General features: G+C 74.4%; 11 protein-coding genes. 5 read left to right on the top strand and 6 right to left on the bottom strand.

The window, feature by feature from the left end; all coding sequences use genetic code 11:
• Positions 1-18 precede the first annotated feature (18 nt).
• Entirely contained in the window at positions 19-546 is a 528-nt protein-coding gene (locus ACFY4B_RS25085) for a YcxB family protein (RefSeq protein WP_387971131.1), read from the bottom strand.
• Between the two features lie 249 nt (positions 547-795).
• Between ACFY4B_RS25085 and ACFY4B_RS25080 the strand changes: the two genes are divergently transcribed.
• On the top strand, positions 796-2,310 hold the full coding sequence (locus ACFY4B_RS25080) for a hypothetical protein (protein ID WP_387971128.1): 1,515 nt from the start codon (positions 796-798) through the stop codon (positions 2,308-2,310).
• 47 nt (positions 2,311-2,357) lie between these two features.
• On the opposite strand, the gene ACFY4B_RS25075 is transcribed toward ACFY4B_RS25080, so the two are convergent.
• On the bottom strand, positions 2,358-3,908 hold the full coding sequence (locus tag ACFY4B_RS25075; protein ID WP_387971126.1) for a glutamate synthase subunit beta: 1,551 nt from the start codon (positions 3,906-3,908) through the stop codon (positions 2,358-2,360).
• 198 nt (positions 3,909-4,106) lie between these two features.
• Here ACFY4B_RS25075 and ACFY4B_RS25070 point away from each other — a divergent pair, with 198 nt between their 5' ends.
• Complete coding sequence (locus ACFY4B_RS25070; RefSeq protein WP_387971123.1) at positions 4,107-4,787, top strand: response regulator transcription factor; 681 nt, start codon at positions 4,107-4,109, stop codon at positions 4,785-4,787.
• Positions 4,784-6,262 carry a sensor histidine kinase gene (locus ACFY4B_RS25065; RefSeq protein WP_387971121.1) on the top strand — a complete coding sequence of 493 codons (1,479 nt, stop codon included), beginning with the start codon at positions 4,784-4,786 and terminating at the stop codon, positions 6,260-6,262. The genes ACFY4B_RS25070 and ACFY4B_RS25065 overlap by 4 nt, the downstream gene beginning before the upstream one ends.
• 54 nt (positions 6,263-6,316) lie before the next feature.
• On the opposite strand, the gene efeB is transcribed toward ACFY4B_RS25065, so the two are convergent.
• From efeB to ACFY4B_RS25050, 3 genes are all read right to left on the bottom strand, one after another.
• Positions 6,317-7,651, bottom strand: a complete 1,335-nt coding sequence (gene efeB / locus ACFY4B_RS25060) for an iron uptake transporter deferrochelatase/peroxidase subunit (protein WP_387971118.1) — start codon at positions 7,649-7,651, stop codon at positions 6,317-6,319.
• Positions 7,651-9,732, bottom strand: coding sequence for an iron uptake transporter permease EfeU (gene efeU, locus ACFY4B_RS25055; protein WP_387971115.1), 2,082 nt, complete (start codon positions 9,730-9,732; stop codon positions 7,651-7,653). Before efeU ends, efeB begins: the two co-directional genes overlap by 1 nt.
• 242 nt (positions 9,733-9,974) lie before the next feature.
• Positions 9,975-10,301: a hypothetical protein gene (locus ACFY4B_RS25050; protein ID WP_049657126.1), complete on the bottom strand. Its 327-nt coding sequence runs from the start codon at positions 10,299-10,301 to the stop codon at positions 9,975-9,977.
• Between the two features lie 408 nt (positions 10,302-10,709).
• Here ACFY4B_RS25050 and ACFY4B_RS25045 point away from each other — a divergent pair, with 408 nt between their 5' ends.
• Positions 10,710-12,332, top strand: a complete 1,623-nt coding sequence (locus ACFY4B_RS25045; RefSeq protein WP_074003822.1) for a ubiquinol-cytochrome c reductase cytochrome b subunit — start codon at positions 10,710-10,712, stop codon at positions 12,330-12,332.
• Between the two features lie 93 nt (positions 12,333-12,425).
• Here the strand turns inward: ACFY4B_RS25045 and ACFY4B_RS25040 are convergent, their stop codons facing one another.
• Positions 12,426-12,827 carry a cytochrome C oxidase subunit I gene (locus ACFY4B_RS25040; RefSeq protein ID WP_375874991.1) on the bottom strand — a complete coding sequence of 134 codons (402 nt, stop codon included), beginning with the start codon at positions 12,825-12,827 and terminating at the stop codon, positions 12,426-12,428.
• A 204-nt stretch (positions 12,828-13,031) separates the two neighbouring features.
• Here ACFY4B_RS25040 and ACFY4B_RS25035 point away from each other — a divergent pair, with 204 nt between their 5' ends.
• The gene (locus ACFY4B_RS25035; protein ID WP_049657124.1) at positions 13,032-13,646 is read left to right on the top strand and encodes a TetR family transcriptional regulator; all 615 of its coding nucleotides are present in this window, start codon (positions 13,032-13,034) and stop codon (positions 13,644-13,646) included.
• Positions 13,647-13,651 lie beyond the last annotated feature (5 nt).

The following is a 13,651-nucleotide window of genomic DNA, read 5'->3' as shown; positions in this document are numbered from 1 at the left end:
CACCCACCCCACGACTGCTCAGTCCCGGACGAGCGCCGTCGCGTGCCGGTTGATCAGCTCGTCCAGCCCCCGGAGGTCGTCGACCCCGCGCTTGGGCAGCATGGTCAGCACACCGGTCTCCTCGCTGCCCTTCAACAGCAGGAACAGCCGGGGCGTCTCCAGGTAGTACCGCTGCTCCGACCAGGCGAACTCGGTGACCGAGGCCTCGGTGCTCACGACCACCCCCTGGTCGTCCAGCAGGACCCTGAACTCGCCCTTCTCCCTCGCCGTCCTCGTCACCCGCCGCACCCGCGTCGCGGGCCCCGCGAGAACCACGAGCAGCACGACCGCCACCAGCAGGGCGAGCAACCGCAGCACCGTCCCGCCGAGGACGGCGAGCAGCCCGACGACCGCCGTCCCGCCGACGGCCACCGTGTACACGGCCAGCCGCGACCGGCGTCCGGCCGCCGTGCACCGCTCCCACGCCGCGAAGGCCTCCCGGAAGTCCTCGGCCGTCGGGGTGTAGCGGACCTCGACCGACGTCACCGCCCGCTCGTCGGAACCCACGTCCCACACCCTCCGACCCATGTACGCACAACTCCTGACACCAGCTTCGCCGGATCGTAGCAAAGACCGTACGTACCCGATGCGACCGCGTCCACGGCCTCCCGGCCCTCCGGCGTGAATGCGCCGCTCCCGGCACCCACCCGTTGACCGACCACCCCGCCCGGCGGTTGGCTCACCCCGAGCCGGCCGCCGGGGAGTTCGGCGTCCACCGCCGACGCGGCACGGCCCGATCCCAGGGGAGGGAACCCGATGACCCGCATCCGCCGCCCACTGCGCGCGGCCCGCACCCTCGCGGCCGCCGCACTGGCCGCCGCCGTCTCCATCACCGTCGCCGCCCCCGCCCAGGCGGCTCCGTCCACCACACGACCGTCCGCCTGGCCGGGCGGCACGGGCACCGAACGCGTCTCCGTCGGCCCCGGCCAGGCGCAGGCCACCGGCGCCTCGCAGGCCCACGGCCTGAGCGCCGACGGGCGCTACGCCGTCTTCACCTCGGAGGCGGCCGACCTGGTGCCCGGCGACACCAACGGCACCTCCGACGTCTTCGTCCGCGACCTGTGGACCGGCCGCACCGAACGGGTCGACACCGGTCCGGGCGGCGTCCAGGCCGACGGCGCCGCCCACCACGCCGCGATCAGCGGCGACGGCCGTTACGTGGCCTTCGGTTCCAGCGCCACGAACCTCGCCCCCGGCGCCAACCGCGGCTACCAGGACGTCTACGTCCACGACCGCTGGACCGGCGAGACCCGGCTGGTCAGCGTCGGCAAGGCGCCGGGAGCCCCGCAGACCGACCGGGTGTCCGACGTCCCCTCGATCAGCTGGGACGGCCGCTACGTCGCCTACCAGTCCAACCGCAGCGACCTCGCCCCCGGCACGGTCACCTGGTTCGGCGGCAACATCTACGTCACCGACCTCTGGACCGGCGACACCCGCCTGGTCAGCGTCGGCGCGGACGGCAAGGAGGCCGACGCCTCCTCCGCATCGCCGGAGATCAGCGGCGACGGCAGCACGGTCGTCTTCATCTCCAAGGCGACCAACCTCATCGGCCCGGGCCGGCCCGACACCCTCTCCCCGGCCGCCGTCGCCGAGCTCAGGGCCGGCTCCGACGAGGAGTTCGCCGCCGACTCCCTCCGCCCGGAAGCCCGCTCAGACTCCCGCCCGGACACCCGCTCAGACGCCCGCGCGGACACCCGCCCGGAGCTCCTCAAGCCGCGCCTCTACCCGCTGTACGCCCGCGACCTGCGCGCCGGGCGGACCAGCCTGGCCTCCTCGGCCCCCGACGGCGGCTACAAGGGCGCGGCCGACCCGTCGATCAGCCCGGACGGCCGCTACGCCGTCTACTCCTCCTGGGTCGTCCACGGCGACACCTCCTGGGACCGCCACTTCGAGCTGTACGTCCGCGACCTCCGGCAGGGCACCGAGACGCTGGTCAGCGTCGGCCTGCCCGGGACGAAGACCACCCTCGACTCCTTCGGCGGCCGGCTGACGGCGGACGGCCGGTGGGTCTACTTCAGCTCGGCGGCGGAGAACCTCGTCCCCGGCGACACCAACAACGCCGAGGACGTGTTCCGGCGCGACCTGTGGACCGGCCGCACCGAGCGGGTCAGCGTGGCGGGCGACGGTTCCCAGACCACCGGCTCCTCGTACGCCCCGTTCCCCGACGCCTTCGGCACCGCGGTGGTGTTCACCTCGTCCGACGGCACCCTCGTCCCGGGGGACACCAACAACGCCGAGGACGTGTTCCTCCGCCGCCTCCCGCTGTTCTGACAGCGAACTCCCACACCGACCCCCGACTGGCGCGGGTGCTCCCGGTCTCACACCGTGAGCGCCCGCGCCGAGGCCCGGATCGGCGCCGGCAGTTCCGTCCACCCCCGCAGGTACCGGTCGACCGCCGCGGCCACCGCCCGCCCCTCGGCGATCGCCCAGACGATCAGCGACTGCCCGCGCCCGGCGTCCCCCGCGACGAACACGCCCTCCGCCGCCGTGGCGAAGCCGTCGTCCCTGGCCAGGGTGCCCTCCGGCCCGGTGGCGAGGCCGAGTTGGGCGAACAGCGGCCGGTCCGGGTCCGGCCCGGTGAAGCCCAGCGCGAGCAGCACCAGCTGCGCCGGCAGCCTCCGCTCGGTGCCCGCCCGTGGGCTGCGGTCGGCGGGCTCGGCCTCGGCGAAGCGGACGGCGGCCAGCCGGCCGTCCGGGCCTGGCTCGAAGCCGACGGTGGTGGCCGCGAACACCCGGGGCCCGGCCTCCGCCGCACCGGACTCCTCGTGCGAGGTGGTCTCCCGGTACACCTTCGGGTACACCGGCCAGGGCTGCCCGTCGGCCCGGTCCCGCGGCGGCCGCGGGTTGATGTCCAGCTGGGTGACGGAGGCGGCGCGCTGGCGCAGCGCCGTCCCGAGGCAGTCCGCCGCCGTGTCGCCGCCGCCGACGATCACCACGTGCCGCCCCTCGGCGGACAGCGGCGAGACCGGGCAGTCGCCCTCGTCCACCCGGTTCGCCCAGGTCAGGTACTCGATCGCCTGGTGCACCCCGGTCAGGTCCCGCCCCGGCACCGGCAGCTCCCGGCAGGCGGTCGCGCCCACCGCGACCACCACCGCGTCGTACCCGGCCCGCAGTTCCTCGCCCGGGACGTCCCGGCCGACCCACACCCCGGTGCGGAAGTCGGTGCCCTCGGCCCGCAGCTGGTCCAGCCGGCGCTCCAGCCGGTGCTTCTCCAGCCGGAACGGCGGGATGCCGTACCGCAGCAGCCCGCCCGCGCGGTCGGCCCGCTCGTACACCGTGGTGGCGTGCCCGGCCCTGGTCAGCTGCTGGGCGGCGGCCAGCCCGGCCGGGCCCGATCCGATCACCGCGACCCGCCGCCCACCGGAGCGCTCGGCCCGGTCGGGCGGCCGGGGCCCGTCCCAGCCCGTGTCCAGGGCGCGGTCGGCGATCGCCAGTTCCACGTTCTTGATCGTCACCGCCGCGCCGTCGATGGCCAGCACGCAGGCGCTCTCGCAGGGCGCCGGGCAGAGCCGCCCGGTGAACTCCGGGAAGTTGTTGGTCGCCAGCAGCCGTGCCGCGGCCGCCCGCCAATCCGCGCCGGCCGCCGCGCCGACCTCCGCTCCGACCTCCGCGCCCGCTCCGGCCCCCTCCCCGGAACCCGTCCCCGACTCCGCCACCAGCCGGTTCCACTCCGGCACCAGGTTCCCGAGCGGACAGGCGCTGTGGCAGAACGGCAGCCCGCAGTCCATGCACCGCCCCGCCTGCCCGCCCACCACCGGCAGCAGCGGGCCGGGCCGGTACACCTCCCGCCAGTCCCCCAGCCGCTCCCGCGCATCACGCCGCACCCGCTCTTCGCGCGGGGTGGTGAAGAAGGCCATCCGGTCTGCCATCGCGGCCTCCGGCAGGGCGTGCCGACTCGGATCAGGCGGCCCACCCGGCGGCGCGCCACCGTACGGCCACCGTACGCCCGCGAAGCACCGCGCGACAGCCCCGGCCGTCACGGACCGCCCCGGAGCGGCTGCGGAGCGGGCCCGGACACCCCGCCCCCGCCCGGAACCGCCGTGAGCACGCCAGGGAGAATCTCCGCCATGACCCACACCGTGCTGATCGCCGAGGACGACCGGGCCATCCGCGACTCGCTCGCCCGCGCGCTGATGTTGCAGGGCTACCGGGTGCGGGTCGCCGCCGACGGCACCCAGACCCTGGCCGTCCTCGCGGAGCAGCGCCCCGACGTCCTGGTGCTCGACGTGATGATGCCCGAGCCGGACGGCCTGGAGGTCTGCCGCCGGCTGCGCGCGGCCGGCGACCGCACCCCGGTGCTGATGCTCACCGCCCGGGTCGAGGTGCCGGACCGGATCGCCGGCCTCGACGCGGGCGCGGACGACTACCTGGTCAAGCCCTTCGACGTGGACGAGCTGTTCGCCCGCCTGCGCGCCGTGCTGCGCCGCCGTCCGCCGGAGTCCGCCACCGAGGTGCTGACCGTCGCCGACCTGCGGATCGAGCCGCCCGCCCGCCGGGCCTGGCGCGCCGCCCAGGAGCTCGAACTGTCCCGCACCGAGTTCGACCTGTTGGAGCTGCTCGCCCGGCACGCCGGCGCCGTCCTCGACCAGGCCACCCTGTACGAGCGGATCTGGGGCTACGACTTCGGCCCCGGCTCGAAGAACCTCGCGGTGTTCATCGGCTACCTGCGCCGCAAGCTCGACCGCCCCGGCCTGGCGCCGCTGATCCACACCGTCCGCGGCGTCGGCTACACGCTGCGCGAGCCGTGACCGGCCCGGCCCGCCGCCTCCCCCGGTTCCCGCGCCCGGCCCGCCGCGCGCCCCGGCCGCCGCGCCCGACCGGCAGGCTCCCCCGTCTCCCCCGGCTGCCGCGCCCCGGCCTGCCCACCACCTTCGCGCTGGCCTTCGCCGCGATCGCCGCGCTGGTCGCGGTGCTGATCGGCGCACTCGGCTACGACGCCGCCGCGCGGCTGATCCGGGACGACGAGACCGCCGACTTCGGCGCCGCCGTCGACTCCGTCGGCCGCCAGGTCCAGCGGGAAGTCCTCTTCCCGGGCGATTTCGCCGGCCCGAGCGGCCTGAGCGCCGACCTGGTCCGCCCGATCCGGGTCACCACGCAGTCGCTCGACCCCGACGGCGCGGTGCTGCCCGGCACCGCCCGGCTCGACCTGCCGCCGAGCCCGTCCGACCACGAGCTCGCCCACGCCGACCAGCCGGGCCGCACCTCGATCGGGCTGCGCCACGAGCACCGCGAGGCCTACCGGGTCGGCGTGGTCTCGCTCGGCGGCCGGCGCGGGGCGGTCCAGATCATCCAGCAGGTCGGGCCCACCGAGAAGCTGCTGACCACCCTGCGGACCCGTACGGTCGCCCTGGTGGCGATCGTCGCGGTGCTCGCCGGCGGGGCCGGCCGGCTGCTCGCCCGACGGATCACCCGGCGGCTGGTCCGGCTCACCCACGCGGCCGAACTGGTCGCCGCCAGTGGGCGGTTGGACGTCCCGGTGCCCGCCGCCGGTACGGACGAGGTGGGCCGGCTCGGCCGGGCCTTCGACCGGATGCTGGGCCGGCTCGCCACCGCCAAGGAGAACCAGCGCCGACTGGTCCAGGACGCCGGGCACGAGCTGCGCACCCCGCTGACCAGCCTGCGCACCAACCTCTCGGTGCTCCCCAGCCTGGACCGGCTGCCGCCCGCCGAACGCGCCGCGCTGATGGCCGATCTGGTCGAGGAGACCCGCGAGTTGACCCAGCTGGTGGAGGAGCTGGTGGCGCTCGCGGCGGACCGCAGGGCGGACGAGCAGCCGACCGAGGTGCTGCTCGCCGACGTGGTCCGGCAGGCCGCCGCCCAGGCCCGGCGGCGCGGCGACCGGGAGGTCGTGGTGGACGCGGACACGACCGTGGTCACCGCCCGGCCGGACGCGCTGGCCCGCGCGGTGGGCAACCTGCTGGACAACGCCGCCAAGTTCGACCCCGCCGGGACGGGCCCGATCGAGGTGGTGGTGCGCGGCCCGCGGGTGGAGGTGCGCGACCGGGGCCCGGGCATCGACGCGGCCGACCTCGACCGGGTCTTCGACCGCTTCTACCGGGCCACCGCCGCCCGCGGCCTGCCCGGCTCCGGGCTGGGCCTGGCCATCGTGCACGAGGTGGCCCGCTCGCACGGCGGTACGGCCTTCGCCGCCAACCGCGAGGGCGGCGGCGCGGTGATCGGCTTCACCCTCGGCGCCGGCGGAGCGGACGGGCCCGACGGCTGACCACGCGGACGGGCCCGGCGCGTGGCAGCGCCGGGCCCGCGGTGGAACCGACCGTCAGACGGCGGCCAGCAGCCCCCGCCCGAGCCAGTCGGCCTCGTCCTTCACCCCCGGCAGGACGAAGAAGTAGCCGCCGCCGGTCGGCGAGATGTAGTCCACCAGCGGCTCGCCGATCAGCCGGGTCTGGGTGGCCTCGAACTGCCGCACCACGTCCTGCTGGTAGCAGCAGAACACCAGGCCCATGTCCAGGTTCCCGGCCCGGTCGACGCCCCGGTCGTAGTTGAAGCCCCGGCGCAGGATGCGCGAGTTGTCGGTGTCGGCGGTGCGCGGGTTGGCGAGCCGGATGTGGGCGTCGAGCGGGATCGCCTTGCCGTCCGGGTCCTTGGCGTAGTCCGGCGCGTCGGTCTCCCGGGCGCCGTCCAGCGGTGCGCCGGTGTCCCGGCGGCGGCCGAACATCTTCTCCTGCTCGGTGAGGGTGACGCGGTCCCAGAACTCGATCAGCATCCGGATGATCCGGATCACCTGGTAGCTGCCGCCGGTCGCCCAGGCCGGCTCGCCCGTCCCGTCGGTGACCCAGACCAGCCGGTCCATCTCGCGCACGGAGCCGGTGTCCGGGTTGACGATGCCGTCCTTGAAGCCGAGCAGGTTGCGCTGGGCGCCGTCCGGGCGGGACTGGTTCTGGAAGCCGTCGATCCGCCAGAGGATCTGCAGCGCGCCCCGGGTGTGCCGGGTGATGTCGCGCAGCGCGTGCAGCACGGTGTCCTGGCGGTCGGCGCAGATCTGCAGCGAGAGGTCGCCGTGCAGTTCGGCGGCCTGGAGGTTGTCGTTCGGGAAGGTCTTCATCGGCGCGAGCCTGACGGGCTTGGCCTTCGCCAGCCCGTAGCGGTCGTCGAAGAGCGAGGCGCCGACGCCGACCGTGACGGTCAGGTGGTCGGCGGGGACGGTCGGGCCGAGGATGCCGCTGTCCGAGGGCGGCGCGCCGACGCCGAGGTCCGGCGGGGTGCCGCCGGCGGTGAGGAAGCGGATCCGCTCGGTCAGGGTCCGGAACAGCGTTTCGAGGCCCTTGCGGTCCTGGGCGATCACCTGGCAGGAGACGAAGGCCGCGAAGCCGGGGGCGGCCGTGGTGACGCCCGCCTGGTGGGCCCCGTGGAACGGCACCGCCCCGGCCTTCTCCTGCGTGCCGTCCCCGGCGGCGGCCGGTCCGGCGGCGAGGGCGAGGCCGCCGCCGGCCAGCACGGCCGCTCCGGCGCCCGCGCCGAGCGCGGCCCGGACGAAGCTGCGCCGGGCCGGTCCGGCCGGGCAGCCGCCCTCCGTGGCGGCAGCGGCCTCGGTGGCGGCGGCAGCGGCGTGCGGGAACGGGCAGGACCCGGTGGCTGCGGTGTGGTCGGTCATCAGGCGGCCTTCCGGATCTCGAGCAGGGCGGGGACGGGGGCGAGGTCTTCGAGCAGTTCACCGGTGGCGCCGTTGAGCTGTCGGCGGGTGTCGGCGGGCAGCCGGTCGACCGGGGTCCAGCCCTCGGGCCGGTGGGCGGCGGCGACCAGGTCGCCGACCCGCTTCATCCCGGCGTTCACCTTGACGAGCACCTGCGGGTCCCGCTCGTCGAGCAGCGGCTGGAGCAGGGTCAGCAGCTCCTGGGTGCCGGTCAGGTTGGCCTGGGCGGTGGCCAGGTTGGTGCCGCTGCCCATGTCGGTGTCGCCGGTCAGCTCGAACTGGAGGGTGTTCTCCAGGATCTCGTGGGCGCGCAGCGGCAGGTCGCCGGGGGCGAAGTCCTGGCCGGGGAAGTCGTGCGCCAGCTTCTCCACGTTCTGCGCCAGGTCGTCGGCGACGGGCGTCAGCTCGGCGGCGGACTGGTCGTGCCAGAGGCCGTACTCCAGTCGCAGGAAGCCGGTGAAGCCCGGGTCCCGCTCCTTCTCGGCGAGTCCGTCCGGGCGGCCGTCGATCTTGCCGTCGAGGTCGGCGAAGGTGCCGTACGCGGCGCCGAGCGAGGCGTACTGGAGGTGGGCGGTGAGCCAGTCGGCCTTCGCCGTGGCGAGGTCCCCGGAGCGCACGTCGGCCTGGAGCTTCCGGCTCTCCGTCACGAGCGTCGCGAGGCCCTGGTCGACGTACTCCTTGTAGCTGTCCAGCGGGGCCTTGAGGTCCTCCTCGGCGACCGGCTTGACGGCCTTGACCACGGCGGCGCCGCTGACGTGCACGGCGGCCGAGGTGACGGACCTGCCACCGGTGGGCACGCAGCGCCAGGCGTAGTCGCCGGAGCCGATGGTGGCGGTCAGGGCGCGGGTGGTGCCGGGGGCCAGGCCCTCGATCTCCCCGTAGACCGCGCCGCTGCCCGGGTCGACGAGGTAGACCTCGGCGACCTTGTCGCCGGTGTTGCGCATCTGGAACACCTGCTGGCCGGGCCGCGGGTCGGCGAAGCCCTTGCCGCACTCCTGCTCGGAGACGGCGACGGTGGCGGAGCCGCCCTGCTTGCCCTCGCTGACCGCGATCACCACGCCGGCCACCACCACCGGCACGGCGATCGCCGCGGTCGGCAGCACCCAGCGCGGCCGGCCCGCCCGCACCGGTCCGGCCGTACCCCCGCCCTCGCCCTCGGCCCCGCCCGCGGCGGGCTTCGCCTCGGCGGGAGCGGCGGCCTGGGCCGCCTGGGCCGCCTGGGCGCGCCCACCACTGCGGACCCCCTCGACGAACAGCGTCATCACGACGCCCAGGTACGCGACGTAGCCGACGACCTGGAGCACCGTCATGGTGACGGTCAGGTTGAGGGTGCCCTGGACCAGCGTCGCGTACCAGGACGAGGCGTCCAGGTGCCCGCTCAGGTCGAAGGCGTACGAGGTGCCGCCGCCGACCAGGCCGGACTCCTGGAGGTCCCGCAGGCCGTAGCCGAGGACGCCCGCCGCGACGACGATCAGTCCGACGCCGGTGATGGTGAAGAACCGGGTGAGGTTCATCTTCAGGGCTCGCCGGTACAGGCCCCAGCAGAGCCCGGCCGAGAGCACCAGGCCGACGGCCGCGCCGATCAGCGGCCCGGTGGACTCCCCGGCGGTGCGCACGTTGGTCCACAGGAAGAGCGAGGTCTCCAGGCCCTCGCGGGCGACCGCGAGGAAGCTGGTGAGCACCAGCGCGCCGGCGCCCATCGCCAGCGAGGCCTGGACCTTCTCCTTGATCTCGGCGGAGAGGGTGCGCGCCGAGCGCCGCATCCAGAACACCATCGCGGTGACGAAGCAGACCGCGATCAGGCTGAGCACCCCGCCGAACGCCTCCTGGGCGTGGCCGGAGAGGTTGGCGGCGGTGAAGGTGAGCACCGCGCCGAAGCTCAGGCTGAGCGCGACGGCCGCCGCGACGCCCGACCACACCTGGGGCAGCCGGGCCTTCTGGTCCGCCCGCACCAGCGTGGCGACCAGGATCGACACGATCAGTCCGGCTTCCAGGCCCTCGCGCAGACCGATCAGGAAGCTGGGAAACGCCTCATCCCACATGCGGCGGGCTCCTCCCCCGGGCCGGCCCGGGTCGTTCACCTGTCCTCGACCCCGCCGCGGTGGCGGCGGGGCGGCACAGCCGAACGCCCCGGACACTGCGGTCCAGGGCGCCACGGCTTAGCTTAGGCAAACCTTAGAGCCGTGCAGGTCAACCGCACCCCCGGTTCGGGTAAGGGTTCGGTATGAGCTCGCCCTCGTGTTGACCAAACCCGCAGGCCGGAGGGATCGTCAGGAGCCCCCGGTCACCCCCACCACTGCTCCGGCACCGCCTCCGGTTCGGGCGACTCCGGCACCGTCACCGGTTCGGCGCAACGCACCAGGAGATCACCCTCCTCCGTTCCGGCGACGAGGTAGCCGCACTCGCGCAGCACGACCGCGGCCGCGCCGCTCAGCGCCGCGAGCGCCTCCCGGGAGGGCGGCCCGCCCGGCTCCGCGCCCGGCGTCCAGCCGACCACCACGCCCTCGGGGTGGCGGTCGATCCACAGCGGTGAGGGGCCCGGTCCGGTGTCGAACCCGGCGCGGGCCAGGGCCTCGGTGACGTCCTCGAAGAGTTCACGGTGATCCACCATTGGCGCAGCGTAGGCCCCGGACCTCGCGACCCCCGGACGCGGCGCGCGCCGAAACGCTTCAGCGGCACCCGACCGCAGCATCGGCACCCGTTGGGCCGAGCGGCGGCCAGCCGATCGGGCGTCAGGAACCCCCGTCCGGCCCGACACGCACGGCCGGACGGGCCGATGGACGTGCACAGTCGGCCCCCTGCCGACAGCATGACAGAGTAAGCGCTCCATCACCCTGAGCAACGGGCCCAGCGGAACAGCTGGTCCGCGCGCCGGTCCCGCCGGCGGGCCCGTATCGAGAGGTCCCATGATCACAACACTTCGCCGGCCGCCGTTCCCGCCGGCGGGCCTCCGGCACGGTACGCCGCGGACGCCGGGGAGCCCGTCGTGAGAGCCGACCAGCAGTCGCAGCCGGGACCGGTGACCACCACGCGCGCCGACCCCGCCAACAAGGCCGAGGCGCTCGCCGACTGGGCGGACGGCCGGCTCGGCATCTACTCCCTGGCCAAGGCCAACCTGCGCAAGATCTTTCCCGACCACTGGTCCTTCATGCTGGGCGAGATCGCGCTCTACACCTTCGTCATCATCATCCTCACCGGCGTCTGGCTCACCCTGTTCTTCGTGCCGAGCATGGGCGAGGTCGTCTACGACGGGTCGTACGTCCCGCTCAGGGGCATCCCGATGTCCGAGGCCTTCTCCTCTACCGTCAAGATCAGCTTCGACGTGCGCGGCGGCCTGCTGATGCGCCAGATCCACCACTGGGCCGCGATCGTGTTCGTCGCCTCGATGCTGACCCACATGATGCGCGTCTTCTTCACCGGCGCGTTCCGCAAGCCGCGCGAGATCAACTGGGTCTTCGGGGCGCTCCTGCTGATCCTCGGCATGTTCGACGGCTTCATGGGCTACTCGCTGCCCGACGACCTGCTCTCCGGCACCGGCATCCGCTTCATGGAGGGCGCGGTCCTCGCCGTCCCGATCGTCGGGACGTACCTGCAGTTCTTCCTGTACGGCGGCGAGTTCCCGGGGCACGACATCATCCCCCGGCTGTTCACCGTCCACGTCCTGCTGATCCCCGGGATCATGGTGGGCCTGCTGGCGGCGCACCTGATCCTGGTCTTCTACCACAAGCACACCCAGTTCGCCGGGCCCGGCCGGACCAACAGCAACGTGGTCGGCATGCCGCTGCTGCCGGTCTACACCGCCAAGGCGGGCGGCTTCTTCTTCCTGGTCTTCGGCGTGGTCTCGGTGATGGCGGCGATCGCCACCGTCAACCCGATCTGGATGTACGGCCCGTACCGACCGGACCAGGTGACCACCAACGCCCAGCCCGACTGGTACATGGGCTTCTCCGAGGGCCTGATCCGCGTGATGCCCGGCTGGGAGATCAGCGTCTGGGGCGGCCACACCCTCAACCTCGGGGTGTTCGTCCCGCTGATGGTCTTCCCGACCGTCCTGCTGGCCATCTGGTGCTACCCGTTCCTGGAGGCCTGGATCACCGGGGACCGGGGCGAGCACCACATCGCCGACCGGCCGCGCAACGCCCCGGTCCGCACCGCCTTCGGCGCGGCCTGGATCAGCCTCTACCTGATCCTGCTGGCCGGCGGCGGCAACGACCTGCTGGCCACCCACTTCCACCTCTCGATCAACGCGATCACCTACGCGGTGCGGATCGGCTTCTTCACCGTGCCGGTCGTCGTGTTCGTGATCACCAAGCGCTGGTGCCTGGGCCTCCAGCGGCGGGACAAGGAGAAGGTGCTGCACGGCCGGGAGACCGGCGTCATCAACCGCCTCCAGCACGGCGAGTTCGTCGAGGTGCACGCCCCGCTGCCGAAGGGCCGGCTCTACACCCTCACCTCGCACGACCAGCCGCAGCCCTCCGAGCTGCCGCCCGAGGTGGACGAGAACGGCGTGGCCCGCAAGGCCGGGCTGTGGACCCGCGCGCGGGTCAAGCTCTCCCGCGGCTTCTACGGCGAGTACAGCCAGATCGCCAAGCCCACCGTCGAGGAGCACGAGGAGATCGGCAGCGGCCACGGCCACCACTGATCCCCTCCCGCACCTGGAAAGGGCCCGCCGCACCGGGAACGGTGCGGCGGGCCCTCGTCGTGCCGGGGCCCGTCGACGGCGGGCCCGGGCCGCTCAGCCGCGCAGGACGGCCGGGACCACGGCGAACAGCGCCGCCGTCACGGTGACGGAGAGGCAGAGCGCCGCCCAGCGGGCGCAGATCCGGCGGCACTCGACGCGGTACCGGGCGGCCAGCCGGCGGCAGCGCTCGACCGCGCGGTCGACGACCTCCTCGGCGTAGCGCAACCGGTCGGCGGCGTAGGCCTGTTCGAGGCTCTCCCGCTCCGCCGCCGGCAGCCACGGGAACTGCGCGACGAACGCGCGGGCGTCCCGTTCGGCCGCCGCGACCTCCGCCTCCCAGGCCAGGAACCCCTCGATGCGGGCGAACTCCGCCCGGGAGTTCACCCGGGCACCGACGCCGGCGGGCCTGCCCTGACGGGGCGTCCGCGCTCTCGGCGGACGCTGTCTGCCACCCATGACCGCTCCTCCAGTCCTGTCGAGTCGTCCCGCCGGAAAGCCTGCGGGGTCGGGCTCCCGACGGGGATCGCTCCGCGACCAGGCAACTACTACCAGCGACAAACCGCAGGTGGCGGGCGGCTCGCCACAGCCCGCGCGGCCGGGAAAAACTTGCGTGCCGCGCACTATTGCGCACCGCGCACCTTTCGCGGGACAGTGGTGGCCATGACGAAGGACCAGCCCGGCCTGCGGGAACGGAAGAAGGCCGCGACGCGGGAGGCACTGGGCTGGGCCGCACTGCGGCTCGCGGTGGAGCGGGGGCTGGAGAACGTCCGGGTGGAGGACATCGCGGCCGCGGCCGGGGTCTCCCCGCGCACCTACAACAACTACTTCTCCAGCAAGGCCGAGGCGATCGTCTCCCGGCACCGCGACCGGGTCCTGCAGGCCGCCGGGGAGCTGCGGGCCCGCCCGGCGCAGGAGCCGCTGTGGGAGGCGCTGACCCGCTCCCTCGTCGCACCGTACGTCGGCGCGCCCGAGGAACCCGACCCGCGCTGGACCGCTGCCGTGCGGCTGCTGCTGCGCGAACCGGCGCTCCAGGCCGAACTGCTCCGCGACAGCGCCGGGGTCCGGAGGGAGCTGGCGGCGGCGGTGGCCGCCCGGACCGGGACCGACGCCGACCGGGACCTCTACCCGAACCTGGTCGCCTCGGCCGCGCTCTCCGCGCTGCAGGCCGCCAACGAGCACTACCTGGCCGCCGACCCGGTGGTGCCGTTCCAGCCGCTGCTCACCGAGGCGCTGCGCCAGCTGGCGGCCGGGCTGCCCGATCCTTCGTCACGGTGAACCCG

Origin of the sequence: Kitasatospora sp. NPDC001261, assembly GCF_042896795.1 — a bacterium.
Lineage (GTDB): Bacteria > Actinomycetota > Actinomycetes > Streptomycetales > Streptomycetaceae > Kitasatospora.
The sequence above is the reverse complement of the archived record's forward strand: the minus strand, read 5'-3'. Positions and strand labels throughout refer to the sequence as shown.

What these genes read in the sequence shown, in the direction of transcription:
- ACFY4B_RS25080 (WP_387971128.1), top strand. Translation starts at nt 796, where the DNA reads ATGACCCGCATCCGCCGCCCACTGCGCGCGGCCCGCACCCTCGCGGCC.
- ACFY4B_RS25075 (WP_387971126.1), bottom strand. Translation starts at nt 3,908, where the DNA reads ATGGCAGACCGGATGGCCTTCTTCACCACCCCGCGCGAAGAGCGGGTG.
- ACFY4B_RS25070 (WP_387971123.1), top strand. Translation starts at nt 4,107, where the DNA reads ATGACCCACACCGTGCTGATCGCCGAGGACGACCGGGCCATCCGCGAC.
- efeB (WP_387971118.1), bottom strand. Translation starts at nt 7,651, where the DNA reads ATGACCGACCACACCGCAGCCACCGGGTCCTGCCCGTTCCCGCACGCC.
- efeU (WP_387971115.1), bottom strand. Translation starts at nt 9,732, where the DNA reads ATGTGGGATGAGGCGTTTCCCAGCTTCCTGATCGGTCTGCGCGAGGGC.
- ACFY4B_RS25050 (WP_049657126.1), bottom strand. Translation starts at nt 10,301, where the DNA reads ATGGTGGATCACCGTGAACTCTTCGAGGACGTCACCGAGGCCCTGGCC.
- ACFY4B_RS25040 (WP_375874991.1), bottom strand. Translation starts at nt 12,827, where the DNA reads ATGGGTGGCAGACAGCGTCCGCCGAGAGCGCGGACGCCCCGTCAGGGC.
- ACFY4B_RS25035 (WP_049657124.1), top strand. Translation starts at nt 13,032, where the DNA reads ATGACGAAGGACCAGCCCGGCCTGCGGGAACGGAAGAAGGCCGCGACG.